Origin of the sequence: Klebsiella sp. CN_Kp088 (assembly GCF_040064335.1) — a bacterium.
GTDB classification, from domain to species: domain Bacteria; phylum Pseudomonadota; class Gammaproteobacteria; order Enterobacterales; family Enterobacteriaceae; genus Klebsiella; species Klebsiella aerogenes.
In genome coordinates this window covers 30,371-55,029 of sequence record NZ_JBEAIQ010000033.1, presented here as the reverse complement: position 1 = coordinate 55,029, position 24,659 = coordinate 30,371, and the positions used below count along the sequence as shown (strand labels likewise).

The 24,659-nt window shown below is 52.8% G+C and carries 20 protein-coding genes and 1 other annotated feature; of the genes, 15 read left to right on the top strand and 5 right to left on the bottom strand.

What is annotated here, in order from left to right; all coding sequences use genetic code 11:
• The first annotated feature begins 22 nt into the window (after positions 1-22).
• The 6 genes from yjjY (at position 23) to thrC (ending at position 6,285) form a co-directional block, all read left to right on the top strand.
• Positions 23-163, top strand: coding sequence for a protein YjjY (gene yjjY / locus ABLV08_RS21010; protein WP_001541509.1), 141 nt, complete (start codon positions 23-25; stop codon positions 161-163).
• Between the two features lie 396 nt (positions 164-559).
• A complete protein-coding gene (locus tag ABLV08_RS21005; RefSeq protein ID WP_032706622.1) occupies positions 560-1,246 on the top strand; it encodes a tRNA/rRNA methyltransferase in 687 nt (228 codons plus the stop codon).
• Between the two features lie 210 nt (positions 1,247-1,456).
• Positions 1,457-1,525 carry a thr operon leader peptide gene (thrL, locus tag ABLV08_RS21000; RefSeq protein ID WP_004222578.1) on the top strand — a complete coding sequence of 23 codons (69 nt, stop codon included), beginning with the start codon at positions 1,457-1,459 and terminating at the stop codon, positions 1,523-1,525.
• Positions 1,464-1,582 (top strand) — a sequence feature (Thr leader region). It overlaps the preceding gene by 62 nt.
• A 25-nt stretch (positions 1,583-1,607) precedes the next feature.
• A complete protein-coding gene (gene thrA, locus ABLV08_RS20995) occupies positions 1,608-4,070 on the top strand; it encodes a bifunctional aspartate kinase/homoserine dehydrogenase I (protein ID WP_042892484.1) in 2,463 nt (820 codons plus the stop codon).
• A 1-nt stretch (position 4,071) separates the two neighbouring features.
• Entirely contained in the window at positions 4,072-5,001 is a 930-nt protein-coding gene (thrB, locus tag ABLV08_RS20990) for a homoserine kinase (protein WP_020079659.1), read from the top strand.
• 3 nt (positions 5,002-5,004) lie between these two features.
• On the top strand, positions 5,005-6,285 hold the full coding sequence (gene thrC, locus ABLV08_RS20985) for a threonine synthase (protein ID WP_032715978.1): 1,281 nt from the start codon (positions 5,005-5,007) through the stop codon (positions 6,283-6,285).
• Positions 6,286-6,335: 50 nt separating this feature from the next.
• Here the strand turns inward: thrC and yaaA are convergent, their stop codons facing one another.
• Both yaaA and ABLV08_RS20975 read right to left on the bottom strand, forming a co-directional pair.
• Positions 6,336-7,109, bottom strand: coding sequence for a peroxide stress protein YaaA (gene yaaA / locus ABLV08_RS20980; RefSeq protein WP_032709845.1), 774 nt, complete (start codon positions 7,107-7,109; stop codon positions 6,336-6,338).
• A gap of 77 nt (positions 7,110-7,186) precedes the next feature.
• Positions 7,187-8,617 carry a sodium:alanine symporter family protein gene (locus ABLV08_RS20975; protein WP_015704336.1) on the bottom strand — a complete coding sequence of 477 codons (1,431 nt, stop codon included), beginning with the start codon at positions 8,615-8,617 and terminating at the stop codon, positions 7,187-7,189.
• Positions 8,618-8,819: 202 nt separating this feature from the next.
• Between ABLV08_RS20975 and tal the strand changes: the two genes are divergently transcribed.
• The 3 genes from tal to ABLV08_RS20960 all read left to right on the top strand — a co-directional run bounded on the left by tal (position 8,820) and on the right by ABLV08_RS20960 (position 11,889).
• Positions 8,820-9,773, top strand: coding sequence for a transaldolase (gene tal / locus ABLV08_RS20970; RefSeq protein ID WP_032715979.1), 954 nt, complete (start codon positions 8,820-8,822; stop codon positions 9,771-9,773).
• A 110-nt stretch (positions 9,774-9,883) separates the two neighbouring features.
• Complete coding sequence (gene mog / locus ABLV08_RS20965; protein WP_015368355.1) at positions 9,884-10,471, top strand: molybdopterin adenylyltransferase; 588 nt, start codon at positions 9,884-9,886, stop codon at positions 10,469-10,471.
• Positions 10,472-10,584: 113 nt separating this feature from the next.
• On the top strand, positions 10,585-11,889 hold the full coding sequence (locus tag ABLV08_RS20960; protein ID WP_045388790.1) for an MFS transporter: 1,305 nt from the start codon (positions 10,585-10,587) through the stop codon (positions 11,887-11,889).
• Positions 11,890-11,929: 40 nt separating this feature from the next.
• Here ABLV08_RS20960 and satP read toward each other — a convergent pair whose 3' ends face one another.
• Entirely contained in the window at positions 11,930-12,496 is a 567-nt protein-coding gene (gene satP, locus ABLV08_RS20955; RefSeq protein ID WP_015368353.1) for an acetate uptake transporter, read from the bottom strand.
• A gap of 442 nt (positions 12,497-12,938) precedes the next feature.
• Between satP and dnaK the strand changes: the two genes are divergently transcribed.
• The 4 genes from dnaK (at position 12,939) to ABLV08_RS20935 (ending at position 17,669) form a co-directional block, all read left to right on the top strand.
• On the top strand, positions 12,939-14,855 hold the full coding sequence (dnaK, locus tag ABLV08_RS20950; RefSeq protein WP_020079654.1) for a molecular chaperone DnaK: 1,917 nt from the start codon (positions 12,939-12,941) through the stop codon (positions 14,853-14,855).
• An 86-nt stretch (positions 14,856-14,941) separates the two neighbouring features.
• Complete coding sequence (dnaJ, locus tag ABLV08_RS20945; protein WP_020079653.1) at positions 14,942-16,084, top strand: molecular chaperone DnaJ; 1,143 nt, start codon at positions 14,942-14,944, stop codon at positions 16,082-16,084.
• Between the two features lie 169 nt (positions 16,085-16,253).
• Complete coding sequence (locus ABLV08_RS20940) at positions 16,254-17,198, top strand: LysR family transcriptional regulator (protein ID WP_032709849.1); 945 nt, start codon at positions 16,254-16,256, stop codon at positions 17,196-17,198.
• Between the two features lie 126 nt (positions 17,199-17,324).
• Positions 17,325-17,669 carry a phage holin family protein gene (locus ABLV08_RS20935; RefSeq protein WP_045378934.1) on the top strand — a complete coding sequence of 115 codons (345 nt, stop codon included), beginning with the start codon at positions 17,325-17,327 and terminating at the stop codon, positions 17,667-17,669.
• Positions 17,670-17,729: 60 nt separating this feature from the next.
• Here the strand turns inward: ABLV08_RS20935 and ABLV08_RS20930 are convergent, their stop codons facing one another.
• The gene (locus ABLV08_RS20930; protein WP_032713290.1) at positions 17,730-18,263 is read right to left on the bottom strand and encodes a glycoside hydrolase family 108 protein; all 534 of its coding nucleotides are present in this window, start codon (positions 18,261-18,263) and stop codon (positions 17,730-17,732) included.
• Between the two features lie 15 nt (positions 18,264-18,278).
• Positions 18,279-18,722 carry a transcriptional regulator gene (locus tag ABLV08_RS20925; RefSeq protein WP_045388784.1) on the bottom strand — a complete coding sequence of 148 codons (444 nt, stop codon included), beginning with the start codon at positions 18,720-18,722 and terminating at the stop codon, positions 18,279-18,281.
• A gap of 390 nt (positions 18,723-19,112) precedes the next feature.
• Here ABLV08_RS20925 and ABLV08_RS20920 point away from each other — a divergent pair, with 390 nt between their 5' ends.
• A complete protein-coding gene (locus ABLV08_RS20920) occupies positions 19,113-21,227 on the top strand; it encodes a glycosyl hydrolase family 18 protein (protein WP_348856231.1) in 2,115 nt (704 codons plus the stop codon).
• 88 nt (positions 21,228-21,315) lie between these two features.
• Positions 21,316-24,381, top strand: a complete 3,066-nt coding sequence (locus tag ABLV08_RS20915) for a chitinase (RefSeq protein ID WP_348856230.1) — start codon at positions 21,316-21,318, stop codon at positions 24,379-24,381.
• Positions 24,382-24,659 lie beyond the last annotated feature (278 nt).

The window sequence follows — 24,659 nt, the reverse complement described above, 5'->3', positions numbered from 1 at the left end:
AAATTAACATGTCCGGCGTAACATGACTAAAGTACGTAATTGCGTTCTTGATGCACTTTCCATCAACGTCAACAACATCATTAGCTTGGTCGTGGGTACTTTCCCTCTGGACCCGACGGTGTCAAAAACGGCTGTCATCCTAACCATTTTAACAGCAACATAACAGGCTAAGAGAGGCCGAACACCCAATAAAACTACGCTTCGTTGACATATATCAAGTTCAATTGTAGCACGTTAACAGTCTTGTGAAATCATTGCATCGATTTGCGACTTATCGTCACATTTCTTACACAGCTCAATTAGTTGCAACTATGAATTAATAAATGCAGTGAATCCTAAGCCTGTGGGCAAATGAAAACTGAAATATCATTGCCAAACATATGGATAAATGCGTTCTGTTAACATACTCCGTATTGGTGTCCAATGTGAACAGTTTAGTTTTTTTTAAGAGTAAGAAAGCCCATTTTTAGTGATTTTTGTTGCAAATTTGTAAATTTTCGCCGCGTAAAATGGGGGAGACCGCAGAGTCGCGCCGCGTAAGAGGATAAAGAGAAGCACAATGCGTTTATCAATTATTTTGGTGGCGCCCGCCAGGGCGGAGAACGTGGGCGCGGCGGCGCGAGCGATGAAAACCATGGGATTCAGCGAATTGCGGATTGTCGATAGCGAAGCGCATCAGCAGCCCGCCGCGCGCTGGGTGGCGCATGGTTCGGGAGATATTTTAGATAATATAAAAACCTACCCGACGCTTGAGCAGGCCCTGCACGATGTCGACTTTACCGTCGCCACTACCGCCCGCAGTCGCGCGCGTTTTCACTACTACGCCACGCCGCAGCAGTTGCTACCGCTGCTGGAAGAAAAAGCACAATGGATGAAACATACGGCGCTGGTCTTTGGCCGTGAAGATTCCGGATTAACTAACGATGAACTGGCGCTGGCCGATGTGCTTACCGGCGTGCCGATGGTCGCCGATTATCCCTCCTTGAATCTTGGGCAATCGGTGATGGTGTATTGCTATCAGCTGAGCTCACTGCAGCAGCAGACTGCGGTTCAGCAGCCTGAAACCGACGAAAAACAATTGCAGGCGCTTCGTCAGCGGGCGCTTTCACTACTTGGACGGTTGGGGGTCGATGACGACATGAAACTGGCCGACTGGCTACAACAGCGAATCGGGCTGTTACAGCAGCGCGACACCGCCATGCTGCATCGTTTGTTGCATGATATTGAAAAAAGTCTCCCGGAATAAAATACCGGAATAAGTTTTTTTTATAGTTTTGTGTACTGATTGCAATAGCAACAGTCTGGTAATGCGGCGGAAATATCGGGGTGCTGTGGCGGAATGATGGTGTTGGTTGAAAAGTCGCCAATTTAGAAATTCGTTGACTTAAGCAGGCAGATACTTTAACCAATATAGGCAGGACACAAGACAGATAAAAATACAGAGTACACAACATCCATGAATCGCATCGGCATGATTACCACCATTATCACCACCACCATTACCACAGGTAACGGTGCGGGCTGACGCGTACAGGAAACAACAGAAAAAAGCCCGCACCTGAACAGTGCGGGCTTTTTTTTTGACAAGAGATCAAGGGGTAAGAACCATGCGAGTGTTGAAGTTCGGCGGTACATCAGTGGCAAATGCAGAACGCTTTCTGCGAGTTGCCGATATTCTGGAGAGCAATGCCAGGCAGGGGCAGGTTGCGACCGTGCTGTCTGCCCCGGCGAAAATTACTAACCATCTGGTCGCGATGATTGAAAAAACTATCAGCGGCCAGGACGCTCTGACCAATATCGCCGACGCCGAACGCATCTTTGCCGACCTGCTGCAGGGACTGGCCGACATGCAGCCAGGCTTCCCGCTCGCACAGCTGAAAACCTTCGTTGATCAGGAATTTGCGCAGATTAAACACGTCCTGCACGGTATCAGTCTGCTGGGCCAGTGCCCGGACGGCGTTAACGCCTCGTTGATCTGTCGCGGTGAAAAGCTCTCTATCGCTATCATGGCGGCGTTGCTGGAAGCGCGCGGTCATAAAGTCAGCGTGATTAACCCGGTCGAAAAACTGCTGGCCGTCGGCCACTACCTTGAATCCACTGTCGATATTACTGAATCCACTCGCCGTATCGCCGCCAGCCAAATCCCGGCAGACCACATGGTGCTGATGGCCGGTTTTACCGCCGGCAATGAAAAGGGTGAACTGGTGGTGCTGGGGCGTAATGGCTCTGACTATTCCGCAGCTGTGCTGGCCGCCTGTATGCGCGCTGACTGCTGCGAAATCTGGACCGACGTCGATGGCGTTTATACCTGCGATCCGCGTCAGGTACCGGATGCGCGCCTGTTGAAATCCATGTCTTATCAGGAAGCGATGGAGCTTTCCTATTTTGGCGCTAAGGTGCTGCACCCGCGCACCATCGCGCCCATCGCCCAGTTCCAGATCCCATGCCTGATTAAAAATACCGGTAATCCGCAGGCGCCGGGAACGCTTATCGGCGCCAGCCTTGATGAAGACGGCCTGCCGGTAAAAGGGATCTCGAATCTCAACAATATGGCGATGTTCAACGTTTCCGGGCCAGGAATGAAGGGCATGGTTGGCATGGCGGCGCGCGTCTTTGCCACCATGTCCCGCGCCGGTATCTCTGTGGTGCTGATTACCCAATCCTCTTCGGAATACAGCATCAGCTTCTGCGTGCCGCAAAGCGACTGCGCTCGCGCGAAGCGGGTGATGGAAGATGAATTTTATCTCGAATTGAAAGAAGGTCTGCTGGAGCCGTTGTCAATCATGGAGCGGCTGGCGATCATCTCCGTCGTGGGTGATGGGATGCGTACGCTGCGCGGTATCTCGGCGAAATTCTTCGCCGCGCTGGCGCGCGCCAATATTAATATCGTGGCGATTGCCCAGGGCTCTTCCGAGCGCTCAATTTCGGTGGTCGTCAGCAATGACGATGCGACCACTGGCGTGCGCGTGACGCATCAGATGCTGTTTAACACCGACCAGGTTATTGAAGTCTTCGTGATTGGCGTCGGCGGCGTCGGCGGCGCGTTAATCGAACAGATTAAACGCCAGCAGAGCTGGTTGAAGGGCAAGCATATCGATCTGCGCGTATGCGGCGTCGCCAATTCGCAGGCGCTGCTGACCAACGTCCATGGTTTGAATCTGGAAAACTGGCGTGGCGAACTCGCGGAAGCGAAAGAACCCTTTAATCTGGGCCGTTTAATCCGCCTGGTGAAGGAGTATCACCTGCTGAACCCGGTTATCGTTGACTGTACCTCCAGCCAGGCGGTAGCCGACCAGTACGCTGACTTCCTGCGTGAAGGTTTCCACGTGGTGACGCCGAATAAAAAGGCCAACACCTCTTCACTGGATTACTATCACCAGTTACGCCACGCCGCCAGCAGCTCGCGGCGCAAATTCCTCTACGACACCAACGTCGGCGCGGGTCTTCCGGTCATTGAAAACCTGCAGAACCTGCTGAATGCCGGCGATGAACTGCTGCACTTCTCCGGGATCCTGTCTGGCTCGCTTTCATTCATTTTTGGTAAGCTGGATGAAGGGATGAGCCTCTCCGAAGCCACTAAACTGGCGCGTGAGATGGGCTATACCGAACCGGATCCGCGCGACGATCTTTCCGGCGTGGATGTGGCGCGCAAGCTGCTGATCCTTGCCCGCGAAACCGGGCGCGAGCTGGAGCTCTCGGATATTATCGTTGAGCCTGCGCTGCCTGCCGATTTTGATGCCAGCGGCGATGTCGATAGCTTTATGGCGCGCCTGCCGACGCTTGACGATCAATTCGCCGCGCGGGTTGCTAAAGCGCGCGACGAGGGTAAAGTCTTACGTTACGTTGGCAATATTGAAGAAGATGGCGTCTGCCGGGTGAAAATCGCCGAAGTGGACGGTAACGATCCGCTGTATAAGGTGAAGAACGGCGAGAACGCGCTGGCGTTTTACAGCCACTATTATCAGCCGCTGCCGCTGGTGCTGCGCGGCTATGGCGCGGGTAACGACGTAACCGCGGCTGGCGTGTTCGCCGACCTGCTGCGTACCCTGTCATGGAAGTTAGGAGTTTAAGATGGTCAAAGTATACGCCCCGGCTTCCAGTGCCAATATGAGCGTCGGGTTTGATGTGCTGGGGGCCGCGGTGACGCCGGTCGACGGCACGTTGCTGGGGGATAACGTCTCGGTAGAGGCAGCGGCGGAGTTTAGCCTGCGTAACGTAGGCCGCTTCGCCGGCAAATTACCGTCGGCGCCGCAGGAAAATATCGTCTATCAATGCTGGGAAGCCTTTTGCCGCGAGATCGGTAAAACGGTTCCGGTGGCGATGACCCTGGAAAAGAATATGCCGATTGGCTCGGGCCTTGGCTCCAGCGCCTGTTCGGTGGTCGCCGCGCTGGTGGCGATGAACGAACACTGCGGCAAGCCGCTGAATGAAAACCGGATGCTGGCGTTGATGGGCGAGATGGAAGGGCGCATCTCCGGCAGCGTTCACTATGATAACGTGGCGCCGTGCTATCTTGGCGGTATGCAGTTGATGATTGAAGAGCAAGGCATCATCAGCCAGCAGATCCCGGGTTTTGATGAATGGTTGTGGGTGCTGGCCTATCCGGGCATTAAGGTCTCTACCGCCGAAGCGCGCGCGATTCTTCCGGCACAGTATCGCCGTCAGGATTGCATCGCCCATGGTCGCCATCTGGCAGGTTTTATTCACGCCTGCTATAGCCGTCAGCCGCAGTTGGCGGCAAAGTTAATGAAAGATGTTATTGCCGAACCGTACCGCACCAAACTGCTGCCGGGCTTCAGCGAAGCGCGTCAGGCGGCGATGGAAATCGGCGCGCAGGCTTGTGGTATTTCCGGCTCCGGCCCGACGCTGTTCGCGTTGTGCGATAAACCGGACACCGCGCAGCGCGTCGCCGACTGGCTGGCCGCGCATTATCTGCAAAATCAGGAAGGCTTCGTTCATATTTGCCGGCTGGACACGGCGGGCGCTCGAGTAGTGGGATAAGTGATGAAACTGTATAACTTAAAAGATCATAACGAACAGGTCAGCTTTGCGCAGGCCGTGACGCAAGGGCTTGGCAAACAACAGGGGCTGTTTTTTCCGCACGATTTGCCGGAATTCAATCTGACCGAAATCGACGAAATGCTGGAGCAGGATTTCGTGACCCGCAGCGCGAAAATCCTGTCGGCCTTTATTGGCGATGAGATCCCGCAGAATGAACTGCAGGCCCGCGTAGCTTCGGCGTTCGCCTTCCCGGCGCCGGTCACTCAAGTACAGGATGATGTCGGCTGCCTGGAGCTGTTCCACGGCCCGACCCTGGCGTTTAAAGATTTTGGCGGCCGTTTTATGGCCCAGATGCTGACGCATATCGCAGGCGATAAGCCGGTGACGATCCTGACCGCGACCTCCGGCGACACCGGCGCGGCCGTGGCGCATGCCTTCTACGGCCTGCCGAACGTCAAGGTAGTTATCCTCTATCCGCGCGGTAAGATTAGCCCGCTGCAGGAGAAGCTGTTCTGCACCCTGGGCGGCAACATCGAAACCGTGGCGATTGACGGTGATTTCGACGCCTGTCAGGCGCTGGTTAAGCAGGCGTTTGACGATGAAGAGCTGAAGGTCGCGATTGGCCTCAACTCCGCCAACTCTATTAATATCAGTCGTCTGCTGGCGCAGATCTGCTACTACTTCGAGGCGGTCGCGCAGCTGCCGCAGGAGGCCCGTAACCAGCTGGTGGTGTCGGTGCCAAGCGGCAACTTCGGCGATCTCACCGCCGGCCTGCTGGCGAAATCGCTGGGGCTGCCGATTAAGCGTTTTATTGCCGCTACCAACGCCAACGATACCGTGCCGCGCTTCCTGCAGGATGGCAACTGGGCGCCGAAGGCGACGCAGGCGACCCTGTCTAACGCCATGGACGTCAGCCAACCGAACAACTGGCCGCGCGTGGAAGAGCTGTTCCGCCGCAAAATCTGGCGTCTTAATGAGCTGGGATACGCCGCGGTTGATGATGAAACCACCAAAGCAACCATGCGTGAACTGAAGTCCATCGGCTACACCTCTGAACCGCATGCGGCGATTGCTTATCGCGCGCTGCGCGACCAATTGCAACCGGGCGAGTACGGGTTATTCCTCGGTACCGCGCATCCGGCGAAATTCAAAGAGAGCGTAGAAGAGATTCTGCAGGAGACGCTGCCGCTGCCGAAAGAACTGGCTGACCGCGCCGACCTGCCGCTGCTGTCGCATAATCTGCCGGCTGATTTCGCCGCGCTGCGTAAGCTGATGATGGGCTAATTAAGACTGAAAACACCCCTGTCGCTTACCGGACAGGGGTGTCGTCGTTTTTACTGCTCGTGGCGCTTAAACACCAGTTCGCCTTTCTCCGAAGCTTCCCCATCAAAGAAATAGCCTTCGCTATTAAACGCCTGCAGCTGTTCCGGACGGGTTAAACGGTTTTCAATGATGTAGCGGCTCATCAGACCGCGCGCTTTTTTGGCATAGAAGCTGATCACCTTGAATTTACCGTTTTTCTCATCGAGGAATACTGGCTTAATCAACTGTCCCTGCAATTTTTTCGGTTTGACCGATTTAAAATACTCATCGGATGCCAGGTTGATGACGATATCGTCGCCCTGGGCCTGCAGCGCCTGATTGAGCTTATCGGTGATGATATCGCCCCAGAAATGATACAAATCTTTGCCCTGCGGATTTTCAAGCTTAATACCCATCTCCAGACGGTAGGGCTGCATCAGATCCAACGGGCGTAATACGCCGTAAAGGCCGGAAAGCATGCGCAGATGCTGCTGGGCAAAATCGAAATCCGCTTCGCTAAAGGTTTCGGCCTGCAGACCGGTATAAACGTCGCCTTTGAACGCCAGTATCGCCTGACGGGCATTCTGCGGGGTAAAGTCCGGATGCCAGTCGTGAAAACGGGTGGCGTTGAGATCGGCCAGCTTATCGCTGATGCTCATCAGCTTACCGATTTGCGGCGCTGTCAGCTTACGGGCGATACCGATAAGCTGTTGAGAATGCTCCAGGAGTTCGGGCTGGGTATAGCGCGTCGTTGCCAGCGGGCTTTGATAATCGAGCGTTTTAGCAGGTGAAATCAGAATCAGCATATCCAGTCCTTGCAGGGAATTTCGACGAATTTTAACAAAAAAAGAGTACGATGGGATCGATTGCTGCGATTACCGCGCTATTCACGCGGTATCTCATCCCAGGCGCCGGGTGCCAGATGTTGCTGAATTTCCGGATAGCGAGCGGGGTCGAAGACCGGTTGCACGCCGAGTTTGCGCTGGCGCAGATAATCGCTGGCGAGGATCCGAACCGTTGGCGACAGCAGCAAAATCGCCGTTAAGTTGGTGATCGCCATTAGCGCCATAATAATATCCGCCAGTTGCCAGACCACCGGAAGACTCACCAGGGTGCCTGTCAGTACCATCAACACGGTGATAACCCGGAGCGTCCAGATATGTAGCGGCTTATTGAGACGCAGGAAGATCAGATTGTTTTCGGCATAAATATAATTGGCGACAATCGAACTGAAAGCGAAGAACAGTAGCACAGCAGCCACCAATCCCGGCCCCCAACTGCCAATAAGATCGCCCATCGCGTGCTGCATGGTTTGAATACCGCTGACCGCACTGTCGCGGTTTTCGCGCGGCGCCAGCATGATAATGACCGCGCTGGCGGTACAGATAACAATGGTATCAATAAAGACGCCAATCATCTGTACGATGCCCTGCGCCGCGGGATGCGGAGGCCATGATGCAGCGGCAGCGGCAGCATTTGGCGTTGAACCCATGCCTGCTTCGTTGGAAAACATCCCGCGCTGGAAACCGCCGGTAAGCGCCTGGCTGATGGTATAACCCACCGCGCCCGCCGCCGCTTCCTGCCAGCCAAAAGCGCAGCGGAAGATGGTTTCAAAAACCGCCGGCAGGGCGGCGAAGTGCCAGAGGCCAATCAACAGGCTGGCGCCGACCCATATCAGAGCCATAAGCGGCACAAACCACTGCATCAATCGCGCCACGCCGCGTAATCCGCGGACGATAATCAACAGTGTTGCGGCAGCCAGCGCGGCGCCGACGGCGACCATCGGCAAATCGAAGGCATAGGCCATGGCGTGCGCCACCGAGTTGGCCTGCACGGTATTAAAAATCACCCCGTAGGCCAGCAGGAGCAGAATCGAGAAGACCACGCCCATCCAGCGCATCTCGAGGCCGCGGGCCATATACCATGCCGGGCCGCCGCGAAACTGGCCTTCGCCATCGCGCTCTTTGTACAGTTGGGCAAGAGAACATTCGGCGAAGCTACTGGCCATGCCGAGTAGTGCGGAGACCCACATCCAGAACACGGCACCTGGGCCGCCGGCGGCAATCGCTAACGCCACGCCCGCCAGATTACCGCTGCCGACGCGAGCCGCCAGGCTGGTGCACAGCGCCTGAAAAGACGTTAATCCGCCGGGCTGCGGGCGAAGGCTTTTTTTAAGACTTTTGCCAAACTGGCGAATATAACGGAACTGAATAAACTCCGTTCGCCAGGTGAACCAAATACCGGCGCCCAGTAACAGGTAAATCATTACCGAGCCCCAGAGTATTTCATTGATAAACGAGAGAAAATCAGGCATTAAACGTCCTCTTGTCCATGCCGGCGCGCGGTGTAAGCGCTACCACTCCGGTGACAATCCTTTAGCATTCAGATAATTAATATGTCGAGTTTATCACACTCTGCGCTCTTGCATTGTCGGCGGTTGCGCTGACCCTATGGCGTGTTATCATCTTGGCAGACCGGTTACATCCCCTTAACTGCTGTTTAAGAGAAACACTATCATGACGGATAAATTGACTTCTCTGCGTCAGTACACCACTGTCGTAGCTGACACCGGAGATATCGCGGCAATGAAGCTGTATCAGCCTCAGGATGCCACCACCAACCCTTCTTTGATCCTCGGCGCGGCTCAGATCCCTGAGTACCGTAAGCTGATTGACGATGCTGTTGCCTGGGCTCGCGGCCAGAGCAGCGATCGCGCGCAGCAGATTATCGATGCTTCCGACAAACTGGCGGTGAACATCGGTCTCGAAATCCTTAAACTGATCCCGGGCCGTATTTCTACTGAAGTTGACGCCCGTCTGTCCTACGACACCGACGCCTCTATCGCGAAAGCGAAACGCCTGATCAAACTGTATAACGATGCCGGTATCGGCAACGATCGTATCCTGATCAAACTGGCTTCGACCTGGCAGGGCATTCGCGCCGCTGAGCAGCTGGAAAAAGAAGGCATCAACTGTAACCTGACCCTGCTGTTCTCCTTCGCTCAGGCTCGCGCTTGCGCCGAAGCGGGCGTCTTCCTGATTTCTCCGTTCGTTGGCCGTATCCTCGACTGGTACAAAGCGAACACGGATAAGAAAGAGTACGCGCCGGCAGAAGATCCGGGCGTGGTTTCCGTTAGCGAAATCTACGAGTACTACAAGCAGCACGGCTATGAAACCGTCGTGATGGGCGCAAGCTTCCGTAACGTTGGCGAAATCCTTGAGCTGGCCGGTTGCGACCGTCTGACCATCGCCCCTACGCTGCTGAAAGAGCTGGCGGAAAGCGAAGGCGCTGTCGAGCGTAAACTGGCGTTCAGCGGCGAAGTGAAAGCGCGTCCGGAACGCATTACTGAATCTCAGTTCCTGTGGCAGCACAACCAGGATCCGATGGCGGTAGACAAACTGGCGGAAGGTATCCGTAAGTTTGCCATCGACCAGGAAAAACTGGAAAAAATGATCGGCGACCTGCTGTAATCATCCCAGCGTGACCGGGCTACCGGTCACGCTACTTCTTTTGAATCCTGTCTGTAATTCTCTCCAGCGTGTATCATTCCGCTTAATTGCACTATTTGAACGGAATGAATATGAATAAATTACGCATCGGCTTAGTTTCTATTTCTGACCGCGCCTCCAGCGGCGTTTACCAGGACAAAGGTATTCCTGCGTTGGAAGAGTGGCTGGCGCGTGCGCTGACAACGCCCTTTGAACTGCAGACTCGCCTGATCCCTGATGAACAGCCCATCATTGAACAAACGCTGTGCGAGCTGGTTGACGAGATGGGCTGTCATCTGGTGTTGACCACCGGCGGCACCGGCCCGGCGCGCCGTGATGTGACGCCGGACGCAACTTTAGCGATTGCCGATCGCGTCATGCCCGGTTTCGGCGAGCAAATGCGCCAGGTTAGCCTACACTTTGTGCCGACGGCTATCCTCTCCCGGCAGGTTGGCGTCATCCGCAAGCAGGCGCTGATCCTCAACCTGCCTGGCCAGCCGAAAGCGATTCAGGAGACTCTCGAAGGAGTCAAAGACGCGGACGGTAAGGTGCTGGTGCATGGTGTCTTTGCAAGTGTACCTTATTGTGTACAGTTGCTTGAGGGGCCGTATGTGGAGACGGAAGCGAGCGTTGTAGCAGCTTTTCGCCCGAAAAGTGCACGACGTGAAACTTTATCCTGAATTTAATGCATTGCTGATATAACCTGCATCGCCGGTGGTGTGCTGTTTTATTTACGGTATAGTGTTTTTTACTTTACACATTGCGTAATATTACTGCGGACGAAGCGCCAGTTATGTCACAACACACCCGAGCACTGAATCGACAGGATTATAAAACTCTGACGCTGGCCGCCCTCGGCGGGGCGCTGGAGTTTTATGACTTCATTATCTTTGTCTTCTTCGCCGCCGTCGTCGGCGAACTGTTCTTCCCGGCCGATATTCCGGAATGGCTACGTCAGGTACAGACCTTCGGTATTTTCGCCGCAGGTTATCTGGCGCGCCCTCTTGGCGGCATTATCATGGCCCACTTTGGCGACCTGGTCGGTCGCAAAAAAATGTTCACCCTCAGCATTCTGCTCATGGCGCTGCCGACGCTGGCGATCGGTCTGCTGCCGACTTATGCCTCGATGGGCATCGTTGCGCCGCTGCTATTACTGCTCATGCGTATTTTACAAGGGGCGGCGATTGGCGGAGAAGTGCCGGGCGCCTGGGTCTTCGTGGCCGAACATGTCCCGGAAAAACGCATCGGTATCGCCTGCGGCACCCTGACCGCGGGATTGACCGTCGGTATCCTGTTGGGGTCGGTGGTGGCGACGCTTATCAACACCAGCATGACGCCGCAAGGTATCCACGACGGCGGCTGGCGTATTCCTTTCCTGCTGGGCGGCGTTTTTGGCCTGGTGGCGATGTACCTGCGTCGTTGGCTGCAGGAAACGCCGATATTTCTGGAGATGCAGAAGCGCAAAGCGCTGGCGCAGGAGTTGCCGGTGAAGGCGGTGGCGCTTAAGCACCAGAAGGCCGTCATCGTTTCGATGCTGCTCACCTGGCTGCTGTCCGCCGGCGTGGTGGTGGTGATCCTGATGTCGCCGGTCTGGCTGCAAAAACATTATGGCTTTGCGCCGGCTATTACCCTGCAGGCCAATAGCATCGCCACGATTATGCTGTGCATCGGCTGTCTACTCGCCGGTCTGGCGGCAGACCGTTTCGGCGCCAGCCGCACTTTTATCGTCGGTAGCCTGTTGTTGGCGGTCGCCAGTTGGGCCTTTTACCACCTTTCCGGCGCCAGCCCGCAACGGCTGTTTCTGCTGTATGGGACGGTGGGGCTGTGCGTCGGCGTGGTGGGGGCGGTACCTTACGTAATGGTGCGCGCTTTCCCGGCGGAAGTGCGTTTTACCGGCATCTCATTTTCCTACAACCTGTCGTACGCCATTTTCGGCGGTCTGACGCCGATCGCCGTTACGATGCTGATGGGGGTTTCGCCGATGGCGCCGGCCTGGTACGTACTGGCGCTGTCGCTGATGGGGCTGGGGTTAGGTATCTGGCTGCGTCAGGGGTTGACGACGCAGGCGGTTTTACCGCAAGGAGAACTGCAGCGTTAAATTTAACGCCGCCGCCCGGTTTGCGGGCGGCGGCAGGCCATTAGCGTGGCTCGCCAATCGGCAGAACGGTGCGGCCGAACTGCTCGTTCAACACTTCTCCCATCGCCAGGTAAATAGCGCTCGCGCCGCATACCAGGCCGACCCAACCGGCAATTTTAACAATGCCTTCGTTATCGACCAGGTGACCAATCGCCAGCAGCGCGAACAGTACCGTCAGGCTAAGGAAGACGAACTGCAGCATGCGCGCGGCTTTCAGCGTGCCGAAGAACATGAACAACGTAAAGATACCCCACAGGCCGAGATACATGCCCAGGAAGTGCGCGTTCGGCGCATCAGCCAGGCCCATTTTCGGCATCAGAAGGATCGCGACCAACGTCAGCCAGAAGGAGCCGTAGGACGTAAAAGCGGTTAAACCAAAGGTGTTGCCTTTTTTATACTCGAGCAGGCCGGCAAAAATTTGCGCAATGCCGCCGTAAAAAATGCCCATCGCCAGGATAGCTACATCGAATGCGAAAAGGCCGCTATTTGCCAGGTTAAGCAGAATAGTGGTCATGCCAAAGCCCATAAGGCCCAGCGGTGCCGGATTAGCCAACTTAGTGTTGCCCATAATTCCTCAAAATAATGATTAGAAAGGGAAGCATTACCCCGCCACTTGCGGTGGGGCGCGGCATAATAATGAGGCGTGCAGAGGCTGTCTATGATCTGGCGGGGTATTTTTCAGCAATTTACCTTTCGCGGCGATAATGGCCAACTCTTCGGCGAACGAGTGCGATATCCAATGAATATGTTCTTATTTACTATTTATTTTTTGTATGGGTTATACCGGCTATTTTTATCGTCTGGCGTGTCGTTTGCTCTCGCGTCTGCGTTTTGCCAGAAAAATTTTTTTTGGCCTGCCCCTTGATGAAAACCAGGGCGACCCCATCTTGTAGTCAACCGCAGTGAAGAACCTGAAAAAAAATGATGTCAGGGCAGTTGAAACCGCACGTTTCGCCCTTATTACAGGTTCACAACCACATGTTGATCGAATTTTTAGTGGAGACGTTTAGATGGGTAAAATTATTGGTATCGACCTGGGTACTACCAACTCTTGTGTAGCGATTATGGATGGCACTACCGCTCGCGTGCTGGAGAACGCCGAAGGCGATCGCACCACGCCTTCTATTATTGCCTATACCCAGGATGGTGAAACTCTGGTTGGTCAGCCGGCTAAACGTCAGGCAGTGACAAACCCGCAAAACACCCTGTTTGCGATTAAACGCCTGATTGGTCGCCGCTTCCAGGATGAAGAAGTTCAGCGTGACGTTTCCATCATGCCGTACAAAATCGTTGCCGCAGATAATGGCGACGCCTGGCTTGATGTGAAAGGCACCAAAACCGCGCCGCCGCAGATTTCTGCTGAAGTGCTGAAAAAAATGAAGAAAACCGCTGAAGATTATCTGGGTGAGCCGGTAACTGAAGCTGTTATCACCGTACCTGCGTACTTCAACGATGCTCAGCGTCAGGCAACCAAAGATGCCGGTCGTATCGCGGGTCTGGAAGTCAAACGTATCATCAACGAACCGACTGCCGCTGCGCTGGCTTACGGTCTGGATAAAGAAGTCGGCAACCGCACTATCGCGGTATACGACCTCGGTGGTGGTACCTTCGATATCTCTATTATTGAAATCGACGAAGTTGACGGCGAAAAAACCTTCGAAGTTCTGGCAACCAACGGTGATACCCACCTGGGTGGTGAAGACTTCGATACTCGTCTGATCAACTACCTCGTTGACGAGTTTAAGAAAGAGCAGGGTATTGACCTGCGCAACGACCCGCTGGCGATGCAGCGTCTGAAAGAAGCCGCAGAAAAAGCGAAAATTGAGCTGTCTTCCGCTCAACAGACCGACGTTAACCTGCCGTATATCACCGCAGACGCGACCGGTCCGAAACACATGAACATCAAAGTGACTCGCGCGAAACTGGAAAGCCTGGTTGAAGATCTGGTTAACCGTTCCATCGAGCCGCTGAAAGTTGCCCTGCAGGATGCCGGTCTGTCCGTTTCCGATATCAACGACGTGATCCTCGTTGGTGGTCAGACTCGTATGCCGATGGTGCAGAAGAAAGTTGCTGAGTTCTTTGGTAAAGAACCGCGTAAAGACGTTAACCCGGATGAAGCTGTAGCTATCGGCGCAGCCGTTCAGGGTGGTGTACTGACTGGTGATGTTAAAGACGTTCTGCTGCTGGACGTTACCCCGCTGTCGCTGGGTATCGAAACCATGGGCGGCGTGATGACCGCGCTCATCAGCAAAAACACCACGATCCCGACCAAGCACAGCCAGGTGTTCTCTACTGCGGAAGACAACCAGTCCGCGGTAACCATCCATGTGCTGCAGGGTGAGCGTAAACGCGCTTCCGATAACAAATCTCTGGGTCAGTTCAACCTGGATGGTATTAACCCAGCACCGCGCGGTATGCCGCAGATCGAAGTGACCTTCGATATCGATGCTGACGGTATCCTGCACGTTTCCGCTAAAGATAAAAACAGCGGTAAAGAGCAGAAGATCACCATCAAGGCTTCTTCCGGTCTGAATGAAGAAGAAATTCAGAAAATGGTTCGCGAAGCGGAAGCTAACGCTGAATCTGACCGTAAGTTCGAAGAGCTGGTTCAGACCCGTAACCAGGGCGACCATCTGCTGCACAGCACCCGTAAGCAGGTTGAAGAAGCAGGCGACAAACTGCCGGCTGACGACAAAACTGCAATCGAGTCTGCGCTGACCGCACTGGAAACTTCTCTGAAAGGTGAAGACAAAGCGGACATCGAAGCGAAGATGCAGGCGCTGGCCCAGGCTTCCCAGAAGCTGATGGAAATCGCTCAGCAGCAGCACGCTCAGCAGCAGGCTGGCGGCGCTGACGCTCAAGAAAGCAGCGCGAAGGATGACGATGTTGTCGACGCTGAGTTCGAAGAAGTGAAAGATAAAAAATAATCGCCCTTTGAACGGGTAAACACTGGCACGGGCGAAGAGGTTTCCTCTCCGCCCGTGCACGCATGTTAAGGGGCTGAAAAACACCAATGGCAAAGCAAGATTATTACGAGATTTTAGGCGTTTCCAAAACAGCGGAAGAGCGTGAAATCAAAAAGGCGTACAAGCGCCTGGCCATGAAATACCATCCGGACCGTAACCAGGGTGACAAAGAGGCCGAAGCCAAATTTAAAGAAATCAAAGAAGCGTATGAAGTCCTGACTGATGCCCAGAAGCGTGCAGCCTACGATCAGTACGGCCACGCCGCGTTTGAACAAGGCGGCATGGGCGGCGGCGGTTTCGGTGGCGGCTTTGGCGGCGGCGCGGATTTCAGCGATATCTTTGGCGATGTGTTCGGCGATATCTTCGGCGGTGGCCGTGGTCGTCAGCGCGCGGCGCGCGGCGCAGATCTGCGTTACAACATGGAATTGACGCTGGAAGAAGCGGTCCGTGGCGTCACCAAGGAAATCCGCATCCCGACGCTGGAAGAGTGCGATGTCTGCCACGGCAGCGGCGCCAAATCCGGAACTCAGCCGCAGACCTGTCCAACCTGTCACGGTTCCGGTCAGGTCCAGATGCGTCAGGGCTTTTTTGCCGTTCAGCAAACCTGTCCACACTGTCAGGGACGCGGTACGCTGATTAAAGATCCGTGCAATAAATGCCACGGTCACGGTCGCGTTGAAAAAACCAAAACCTTGTCGGTGAAAATCCCGGCTGGCGTCGATACCGGCGACCGTATTCGTCTGGCTGGCGAAGGCGAAGCGGGCGAGCATGGTGCTCCGGCGGGCGATCTGTACGTTCAGGTTCAGGTCAAACAGCACGCGATCTTCGAGCGTGAGGGGAATAATCTGTACTGCGAAGTACCGATCAACTTCACCATGGCTGCGCTTGGCGGCGAGATTGAAGTACCGACGCTGGATGGCCGCGTTAACCTGAAAGTTCCTGGCGAAACGCAGACTGGCAAACTGTTCCGCATGCGCGGCAAGGGCGTTAAGTCAGTACGTGGCGGCGCTCAGGGCGACCTGTTGTGTCGCGTGGTAGTTGAAACCCCGGTGGGTCTTAACGACAAGCAGAAGCAATTGCTTAAAGAGTTGCAGGAAACTTTTGGCGGCCCTACGGGGGAAAAAAATAGCCCGCGTTCCAAAAGCTTCTTCGATGGCGTGAAAAAATTCTTTGATGATTTAACGCGTTAATTGCGTTTATCCACGTTATTAGCACAAGCCTGAACATCCTTGTTCAGGCTTTTTTCTGTCCCAATCTCAGCCTTGAATAGAAACGCTATACTTTGTTTAGCATGTCCGGATTTGATTTATTTTGAGTATTATCTATATTGCTTTTTTCGATAAAAGAGGCTGACAGTGGATGGGATCGAAAGGTGCCAATAAGGGCTTTGATTATAATTTAATCAAGGTTCTTGACGCTGTCATTTCGGCAGGTAATGCCGTGAAGGCGGCGAAAAAATTGGCCATCACTCCCGCAGCGGTCTCTCTGGCATTAAGACGTCTGCAAAACTTCTATGAGCAAGAGCTGTTTGTCAGAAGCAAAGATGGTTTACTGCCAACGGCGAAAGCGATCGAAATCCACCATAGCTTTCGCCAGGCTATGTCGCTTGTCGATAATACCTTTCAGACTGCAAGCAAGGCCGATGATGCCCGGATTACGATCCTTGGAAGTGACTTCATCGAAAGCTATTACCTTTCCCAACTGTACGGTAGCGCGCTTTTCGAGCAGAGCGTTATCAACCATTTTTCGTCCCGCAACATTAGCCGCGATAAAGCTAAAGAGCTTTTACTGACGGCACAATGTGATTTATCGATCGGTTCTGAACCGTTGGTTGAGGCCGGACTCGATAATCAAGTTATTGATAGCTTTAGAAACTTTGTCTGTATTTGCGCCAAAGGCCATTTATTCAGCGAACTATCGCAGCTTTCTTTGCATCAGTTCTACTCTTCCCGCCATGCCATGTATCAACCCGGCATTTCCTCTCCTTCCATCATCACTGATAACGGATTATTTAAAGATGATGTTTATTACCGTGGTTCCCGAGCTATAGGCTATTGCAGCGACTCCATCACTGGAGTGGTTAGCATGGTAGAAAGAACCACATTAATTGCGCTATTGCCTTTAAAACTTGCGCTGTTTTATAAAAATCAGCGTAAATACGATATAAATTTCATTCAACCTCCACCTGAATTAATGTTTAAGTCCGTGCAGGTTTATGCTTCATGGAACAAAAACAGTAGAAATATATCAGCGATAAATGAAACGGTTTCCATGTTGCATACGCTGTCATCATTCCGACGGTAAGTTTCATCACCTTACCGTCATTGAGATGATGTGGTTAGTCTTGATGTTCTTTGATTACCTTTCCGCGACTCTGCCACTTACACTCCTGATGAATCTTTTTTAAACTTTAGTTATTCAGGAGCGATTATGTCTATACCTAATCATTTAGAAACAACGGAAGTTGTGCTACTGGAAGTGGAAATACTTCTGACCATTATCTCTATTGGCGCCTGGGGCGGTTTCGTCAGTTTCCTTCTTCGCAGGAATAAAGAAGAAGATGGCGAATCACATCAGGGGATTATGACCTGCCTGACGCAGGTGGTCATATCTTGCTTTACCAGTTTTCTCCTTAGCGCTATTGCTATCGAAAAAGGGTTTAGCTTTAATATGGTGCTGTTAGCCGCCGGTTTAGGCGGTGTTTTTGCTGGACCCATATTAAAAATTCTCGGAGAGAAAGTTAAAAACGCGGTTGGCGGTACGAAACTCAAATAGTTTCATCGGGTAATAAAAGGCTCATCCATGAGTCTTTTATTATAAATTCAGCCGTACCAACTATGTCACTCGGTTTTTAATCCAGCCGTAAATAAACTCCTCATTTTTCCGGCGATTTTCGCAGATATCAAGATAATAAGCTCCCTGGCTGCAGTTGAGTGCTTTCACTAACACCGCTTCTCCTTCTTTACCTCGTCGCGACAAATAGGAATTTAGCGCATGTAAGGTTTGCGGGCCGATGCTGCCATCTGCTTTTATATCCGGGTAATACTGCTGCTCGCGATTCATCACGTTAAGCCAGCGCTGTAGCCACGTACAAGGGTGATGAGGACCAATATTCACGGCGGCATCGCAGAGTTCAAATGCCACCGCCCAGGAAAGTTGCGATACTTGTTCAAAGCCGGGTTTGATCCAGTAATCCGTTTCCAGCATCGCATAGGCTTCATTGTGAGAAAGTTCGCTCATCTTTCCTTGATAACCGTGCGCTCGCGCCGTTGCTTCAGTGATGCCCCAGTTAGTCTCACCGCCTTTATCCTTCGGGTTGGCGCTATAGCCGCCTTCCAGTCCGAGGATTCCATCAATAATTGGATTCATTTTATTCTCCCTGAATTAATGAATATGCATGTACATCATTGTACCTAGCGTGACCGAAAAGACGGTGGTCAGGGCCGCTAGCGTTTTACGGAAAAACTGCTTCCTGACTTTAGGTTTTTTGGGTTCGACTTTCTCAATGGTGATGTCCTTGTTGACCTGTAATCCCTGGCGCGGGATGGTAATGAAAAGATCGTTTATGCCCAGCGTTTTCAGGTCACGTCTGATTAAATACAGTATCTGCGTTAGATTGGCATCATTCACAAAATGACTTCTGCTACCCCACAGCTCATTGGTAATTTTCTGTCGTTCGATAATCTCCAGATGAGCGTTTTCAATAATGAAGCTAAGACATTTGGAACGCATCGCCGTCATTCGAATAACCTGCGAATTTGAGCTTGTTCTTAGTTCATATTTCTGTTCGTTGTAGATACAGTTGTTATTGATGAGATATGTTTTCATAACGTCGTCCTTTAGATTTGCACATCCTGATTGTCGCCGATGAATATATTGCACAAGAAATGGCTTAATCCATTTTTTGTCATCTGTTTTATTGTAGTGTTATTTGTTGAGGAGATTCTTGTCACATAATCTCACGTAAATTAAATGACGATTAATTACTACCTAAATAATATTTAATATGCTGTCTGTTTTTTGTCACTCCGGCCGGGAGATGGACCTCATTTGCCCAATGATGTCACGCTGATGTTTCCTGATAAGACATCATAAAAATAATTCTTTAACGCTGATGAATTGCTGAGATTTTGTGATTAGCCGATTCTTTGTGAGTCATGGATTATTGGTCTCGCAGAACGAACTGCGATAAATTTTAAACTTAAAAGGAAATTTAAAATGGCTACCAGCAAACTGATTAAAGGCGATACTCTTACCGAAACCAGCAACGCCGCTGATGGTTTTAACCCAGCAACTGAAGTTAGCAACTATAGCTATACTTCAGCGCGTGTCGCAAAGCCGGTCTATAACAAATATAAAGCAGCAACCACTAAGCCGAAGGTATTTGGCTATTATACCGACTGGTCTCAGTATGATGGTCGCCTGCAAGGGGACGATTCTAAAGATAACCGCGGTCGCGGCTATGACCTGACCAATATCTCACCGACCGCTTATGACAAAATTATTGTCGGATTCGTAGGTGTGACCGGCTTCCATAAAAATGATGGTCAGTATCGCGATGTGGTTGCCGAAGGCGCGGAACAATGCGGCAAAGTCAAATATGAACCGACCTTCCTTGATCCGTGGGGCGACTTCCAGTCTTACGTTAACGTTGGCCACAGCGTTAGCGGCTGGGACGTTGATCCGAAAACCGTAACCCAGGAGAACACCAAAGGTCTGCTCGGCGGTCTGCGTGACCTGCAGGCGAAAGCCAAACAGCAAGGCCACAACCTGGTGCTGTCCATGAGCATCGGCGGCTGGACCATGAGCAACGGCTTCCATGAAACTGCAGCGTCTGATTCCGCACGCAAAACCTTCGCTAAAGGTGTGGTGAAGCTGTTCAAACAGTTCCCGATGTTCAGCGAAGTGGATATCGACTGGGAATACCCGAATGCCGAAGGCGCGGGCAACCCTTGCGGTCCGGAAGATGGCGAAAACTACGCCTTGCTGATTGGCGAACTGCGTAAGCAACTGGATTCCGCCAACCTGAGCAATGTGAAAATCTCTATCGCCAGCTCCGCGGTCGTGAAGACCTTTGATTATTCCAACGTGAAAGCGCTGATTAAAGCAGGTCTGTACGGCATTAACCTGATGACCTATGACTTCTTTGGCACCCCGTGGGCGGAAACCGTTGCCCATCACACTAACCTGAATGCGCTGGAAGAGGGCGGTTGGGGCGTCAACACTATCGTGGAACATCTGCTGTCCGAAGGTTTCCCAGCTGAAAATATCAACATTGGCTATGCCGGCTATACCCGTAATGGCCGTAACGTTGAGCTGGAGTCGCTGTCTCCGCTGAAAGGCACCTATAACCCAGGTAACGGGGACACCACGGGTACTTTCGAGTCCGGTACGAATGAATGGTATGACGTGATCTACAACTACCTGGATCTGGAAAACCAGAAAGGCCGCAATGGTTTCAACGTTTACACCGATCAGGTCGCTGATGCTGACTACCTGTATAACCCGGAATCCAAGCTGTTCATGTCCCTGGATACCCCGCGTTCAGTAAAAGCAAAGGGCGAATATGCAGCAAGTCTGGGCCTGGGCGGTATGTTTACCTGGACTATCGATCAGGATAATGGCGTGTTGCTGAACGCAGCTCGTGAAGGCCTCGGTTATGAAATTGAGTCTGAAGTCATCGATATGGACCCGTTCTATTTCGAAGGCATCAACGTAGAAAAAGATGAATCCGAAGAAGACGATAAGACAACTGACGTCAATCATGCGCCAAAAGCCGCTATTGAGCTGCTGGTCGTCGGCGGTTCTACCGTTCAACTGTCTGGCGCGGGTTCTTCTGATGAAGATGATGATGAACTGAGCTACAGCTGGGGCGTGCCATCTGGAATTACCGTCGCGGATAAAGCCGCGGAAGTGATTGAGTTCGTGGTGCCTGAAGTGAGCGCGAAAACGACCCTCCAGTTCACTCTGTTTGTGCGTGACTGCTACAACGAACCTTCCACTCAGCAACGTTTTGTGCTGACTGCGGTTCCAGCATTAGCTGCTCAGGGCGAACCTGAACCGGCTGATGAAGAAGATGAAACTGACATTATTCCGGTTCCAGACGAAGATACTACACCGGCTGAAGATGACGCCTCTACCGATGATGCGGCAGACCAGGATGCGCCTCACGCGCTGTGGGATGCTAACACCGTATACGGCGCAAGCTGGGGTACCTTCGAAATTGTTAGCTGGAAAGGTCACAACTACCAGGTGAAATGGTGGTCCCAGGGCGACCAGCCTGACCTGAACTGCGGTCAGAGCGGCGCATGGACTGACTTAGGCGCTTACTGATACTTCTGCGCTTAACGAGGTATGGGCTCCATGACAAAGCCCCGGTTTTCCGGGGCTTTTTTCCACCAGGGAATGAGGAATCACGTTGATGACCGTTGTAATTAAAAATAGCCAGATTGATGTGAACAGCTGGTACCAAAAAGTCACTTTAACCTTCACAAACGAAAGTCACCGCGCGGTTGACCTGAACCAGGCGGCAATTAGCTTTACCGCCTCCGGTCATCCGGATCCGTGGGGCAATACGGGAGGCACGCTAAAAGGGGATCGTTCATTAACTTTGCGTGACACCGCCCAGGGAACCCTGGAGTTCAATGAAATCATCATCAACAACAGTAGTGAATTATTACTGCAGGCAGGGGAAAGCGGTACCCTGTTTTTTAGCCTGGCTGCCACCCAGGTACCGGTAAAAATGTCCACCTTTACGTTAACTCTGACGGACGATACCGCTGATGAAGTTGAGCCAGAACCTGAAGTACCTGCGGACGATACCGCTGATGAAGTTGAGCCAGAACCTGAAGTACCTGCGGATGATACCGCTGATGAAGTTGAGCCAGAACCTGAAGTACCTGCGGATGACACCGCTGATGAAGTTGAACCTGAATCGCCTGTCGATGATACGATGACCGGCGCAGCACTGACCCTGGTATCCGGTGAGGTGAAAGCGTCCAGTTGGTATCAGCGCATTGCCTTGACGCTGACGAACCAGTATTCGCAGTCCGTCGATATTAACCAGTTGAAATTAGGCTTCACCGCGACCGCGCATCCCGATCCGTACAGTCCATTTAGCGGCACTATGCTGGGTAATCAGGCAGTGACGCTGACCAGCGACGGCGGTTGGCCGACAGAAAAAAATACCATCACAATCAATAACGACGGCGAGTACCTGTTGGCTTCCGGTAAATCGGCGGTGCTGGAATTTTATCTTTCGGCCACGCAAACACCCGTCGTACTTAGCGACCTCACGGCGACGCTGGCCCATGATCCTGGACGCCAGGGACAAATCATTGTGCAATTCCCGACGCAGGCGCAGAGCACCTCGCTGAAGCCGGAGATTGAGCTACAGTATCCGGATGGTCGCCAGCAGCGCTTTGCCGGCGAATGGGGCGCTTCGCTGACCATTGGCGATCTGAGCGCAGGAAGCTACGGTATTACGGTACTGGAATTGTGTAACGACGAGATGAGAATTTCACCCGTTGCTGAAAGTTATACGTTGAAACTCTCGTCCGGTAACGCCGTTGAACGGTGCCAGATTGCTTATCAGCCAGCGGTGATCTTTGCCGCGATCGAGCTGCTGCTGGCGGATGAGGAACTGGAAGGCGCAGAAGTCGTCGTTGAGCTGTGGTCGGAAGCAGGTGTACGCGAACGTACCCTGACGCTGATGGCGAACCAACCGCAGCGCGTCACTCGGCTATTAGCAAATCATCAATATGCTATTTGCCTGCAGCCGACGACGATGAACAACCAGTTGCTGACAACGTCTGCGCAGCCTGCGACCTTCGTGCCGAAGGTAGGCACGACGGCTCAGGCAGGCGTTGCGCTACAAAAAACGCCCGTTGCGAGCGACAACTTTGTTGAAGTCGCGGTGACGGTATTAGGCTTACCGCAGGGCGCAGCTGCTCAACGCTATCGTTTCTGCTGCGGCAGCTACCAGTACAGTTTCGTGCTGGCAAGCGATACTCGTCAGCAGAAATTACCGCTGCGTTTATCTGCCGGGGAATATAGCGTGCAGGTCGCGGATGTGTATATCGCCGGTACGCCGTGGCGCTGTGATGTCAGCGCGCCGTTGCGTTTGCTGCAAAGCGTTAATAACGTCACGCTTGAGTTTATCCAGGGCGTTCCGCTGCAGGTAAAAGGATGGCCGAATTATCTGGCGCACGGCGGCGTGACGGTAAATGCGGCGGAGACTGTCGATCTTTATCGCAATGTCCCGTTCAGCGCGCTGTTTAAATATGATGGTTTTGATGGCGGCGGCGATCCGATTCCGGCGGCGGAAGTGGACACTAACGGCGATGGCTTCCTTGATTATGCCTCACTACCGATCCATAAAACCGTGCCTTTGGTTCGCGAGATCGAGGCCGACGCCGGCCGTGCGGTGATGCCGGTGATGGTGGTTTATACCGCCAATGCCAGCGGCGGCAGCGCGGTATCGGACCTGCAGGACGAACAGCGTCTACGCAATCACTTTGGTAGCTTCATTACCCAGTGTCTGGCTGCGCAATCCTGGAAAGATGACCAGCATCCGGTTCCGGCAACCTTTGTCCTGAATCCAGACTTCCTTGGCGCCATGCAGCAGGAGCCTTATGGCTATACCGCGCTGCGTAAGGCCAATAGCGTACAGGTCAATGTCCAACTGGCGGCGGCGATTAATGCGCTTCCTTCGATGCCAGGGTTTAGCGCGCCGACGCTGCCGACTTTCAGCAACGATTTGTACGGCTACGTACAGGCGATTAACTATATCGTTCGCCAGTTCGCGCCGGACATCGCTTTCGGCTGGCAGACCAACGTTTGGGCGACGGGCACGGCAGATTGGCTGCTGCGCGCCAATGCCGCGCCGCGGGAACAAGGGGCGGCGATCGCTGACTTCATTAATGAACTGGGCGTGTACGGCGGCGACTATGCGCCAGACTTTATCGCATTTGATAAATTTGAACGCGACTGCTTCAGCCCGGATGCCTTAGCCCACTACGGCTGGAATGCTACCTGCTGGTTTAACTATCTGGGCATGGTGAAGGAGGTCGCCAGAGCGTTGCAGAAACCGGCGATGTTGTGGCAGATCCCCGGCGGCCATATGCCGACAGTGGCGGAAGGGACCAGTAAAATTGCGGCGGCGCATTTTGCGTCAGGTGGCACTTTCTTCATGGGGGATTCGCGGATTGGCAGCGATATCAACGCCATTACCCCAACGCTGCTAAATACCGCGATGAACAGCACGACCTATGGCGTCGCGACGGTGGGTGATTTTCTGCGCCGCGATGGCGGATATGATTGGAGCCAGATGCAGGCGTTAAATCTGCCGGACTATAACGTTTTTGCCGTGCTGTGGGGCGGCGGTTCGACCGTCAGTATCACCACTATTCATTCCAACGGTGAAGATGGCGGTTGGTTGTCAGAGAAAATGGCGGAGTACTACGCAGCGCCCCGCTACTTTAGTTAATTTCCTCTATTTCATGTAGCGTTAAGGTGGTGATTCAGAAGAGGTACTATTCTGGATCGCCGCCTTTTCACTTTCTTGTTATATCATAAAAAATAATTTCATTTGTAATAGTGTGCGATGTTAAAAATAGTTATTGATATTTTGAGATCTTTGTTGGTTATTTGTTTGAGAATTACCTTATTCAATAAATGATTGATTATTTGTGCTTTCATCATACATTTATTCTATATTTAGTATTTATTTATTATTAATTGAAGGCTAACTAATGTGCGTATATC

Excerpts from the sequence above, each read along its gene's own strand:
- yjjY (WP_001541509.1), top strand. The coding sequence starts at position 23 with ATGACTAAAGTACGTAATTGCGTTCTTGATGCACTTTCCATCAACGTC.
- ABLV08_RS21005 (WP_032706622.1), top strand. The coding sequence starts at position 560 with ATGCGTTTATCAATTATTTTGGTGGCGCCCGCCAGGGCGGAGAACGTG.
- thrA (WP_042892484.1), top strand. The coding sequence starts at position 1,608 with ATGCGAGTGTTGAAGTTCGGCGGTACATCAGTGGCAAATGCAGAACGC.
- thrB (WP_020079659.1), top strand. The coding sequence starts at position 4,072 with ATGGTCAAAGTATACGCCCCGGCTTCCAGTGCCAATATGAGCGTCGGG.
- thrC (WP_032715978.1), top strand. The coding sequence starts at position 5,005 with ATGAAACTGTATAACTTAAAAGATCATAACGAACAGGTCAGCTTTGCG.
- yaaA (WP_032709845.1), bottom strand. The coding sequence starts at position 7,109 with ATGCTGATTCTGATTTCACCTGCTAAAACGCTCGATTATCAAAGCCCG.
- ABLV08_RS20975 (WP_015704336.1), bottom strand. The coding sequence starts at position 8,617 with ATGCCTGATTTTCTCTCGTTTATCAATGAAATACTCTGGGGCTCGGTA.
- tal (WP_032715979.1), top strand. The coding sequence starts at position 8,820 with ATGACGGATAAATTGACTTCTCTGCGTCAGTACACCACTGTCGTAGCT.
- mog (WP_015368355.1), top strand. The coding sequence starts at position 9,884 with ATGAATAAATTACGCATCGGCTTAGTTTCTATTTCTGACCGCGCCTCC.
- ABLV08_RS20960 (WP_045388790.1), top strand. The coding sequence starts at position 10,585 with ATGTCACAACACACCCGAGCACTGAATCGACAGGATTATAAAACTCTG.
- satP (WP_015368353.1), bottom strand. The coding sequence starts at position 12,496 with ATGGGCAACACTAAGTTGGCTAATCCGGCACCGCTGGGCCTTATGGGC.
- dnaK (WP_020079654.1), top strand. The coding sequence starts at position 12,939 with ATGGGTAAAATTATTGGTATCGACCTGGGTACTACCAACTCTTGTGTA.
- dnaJ (WP_020079653.1), top strand. The coding sequence starts at position 14,942 with ATGGCAAAGCAAGATTATTACGAGATTTTAGGCGTTTCCAAAACAGCG.
- ABLV08_RS20940 (WP_032709849.1), top strand. The coding sequence starts at position 16,254 with ATGGGATCGAAAGGTGCCAATAAGGGCTTTGATTATAATTTAATCAAG.
- ABLV08_RS20935 (WP_045378934.1), top strand. The coding sequence starts at position 17,325 with ATGTCTATACCTAATCATTTAGAAACAACGGAAGTTGTGCTACTGGAA.
- ABLV08_RS20930 (WP_032713290.1), bottom strand. The coding sequence starts at position 18,263 with ATGAATCCAATTATTGATGGAATCCTCGGACTGGAAGGCGGCTATAGC.
- ABLV08_RS20925 (WP_045388784.1), bottom strand. The coding sequence starts at position 18,722 with ATGAAAACATATCTCATCAATAACAACTGTATCTACAACGAACAGAAA.
- ABLV08_RS20920 (WP_348856231.1), top strand. The coding sequence starts at position 19,113 with ATGGCTACCAGCAAACTGATTAAAGGCGATACTCTTACCGAAACCAGC.
- ABLV08_RS20915 (WP_348856230.1), top strand. The coding sequence starts at position 21,316 with ATGACCGTTGTAATTAAAAATAGCCAGATTGATGTGAACAGCTGGTAC.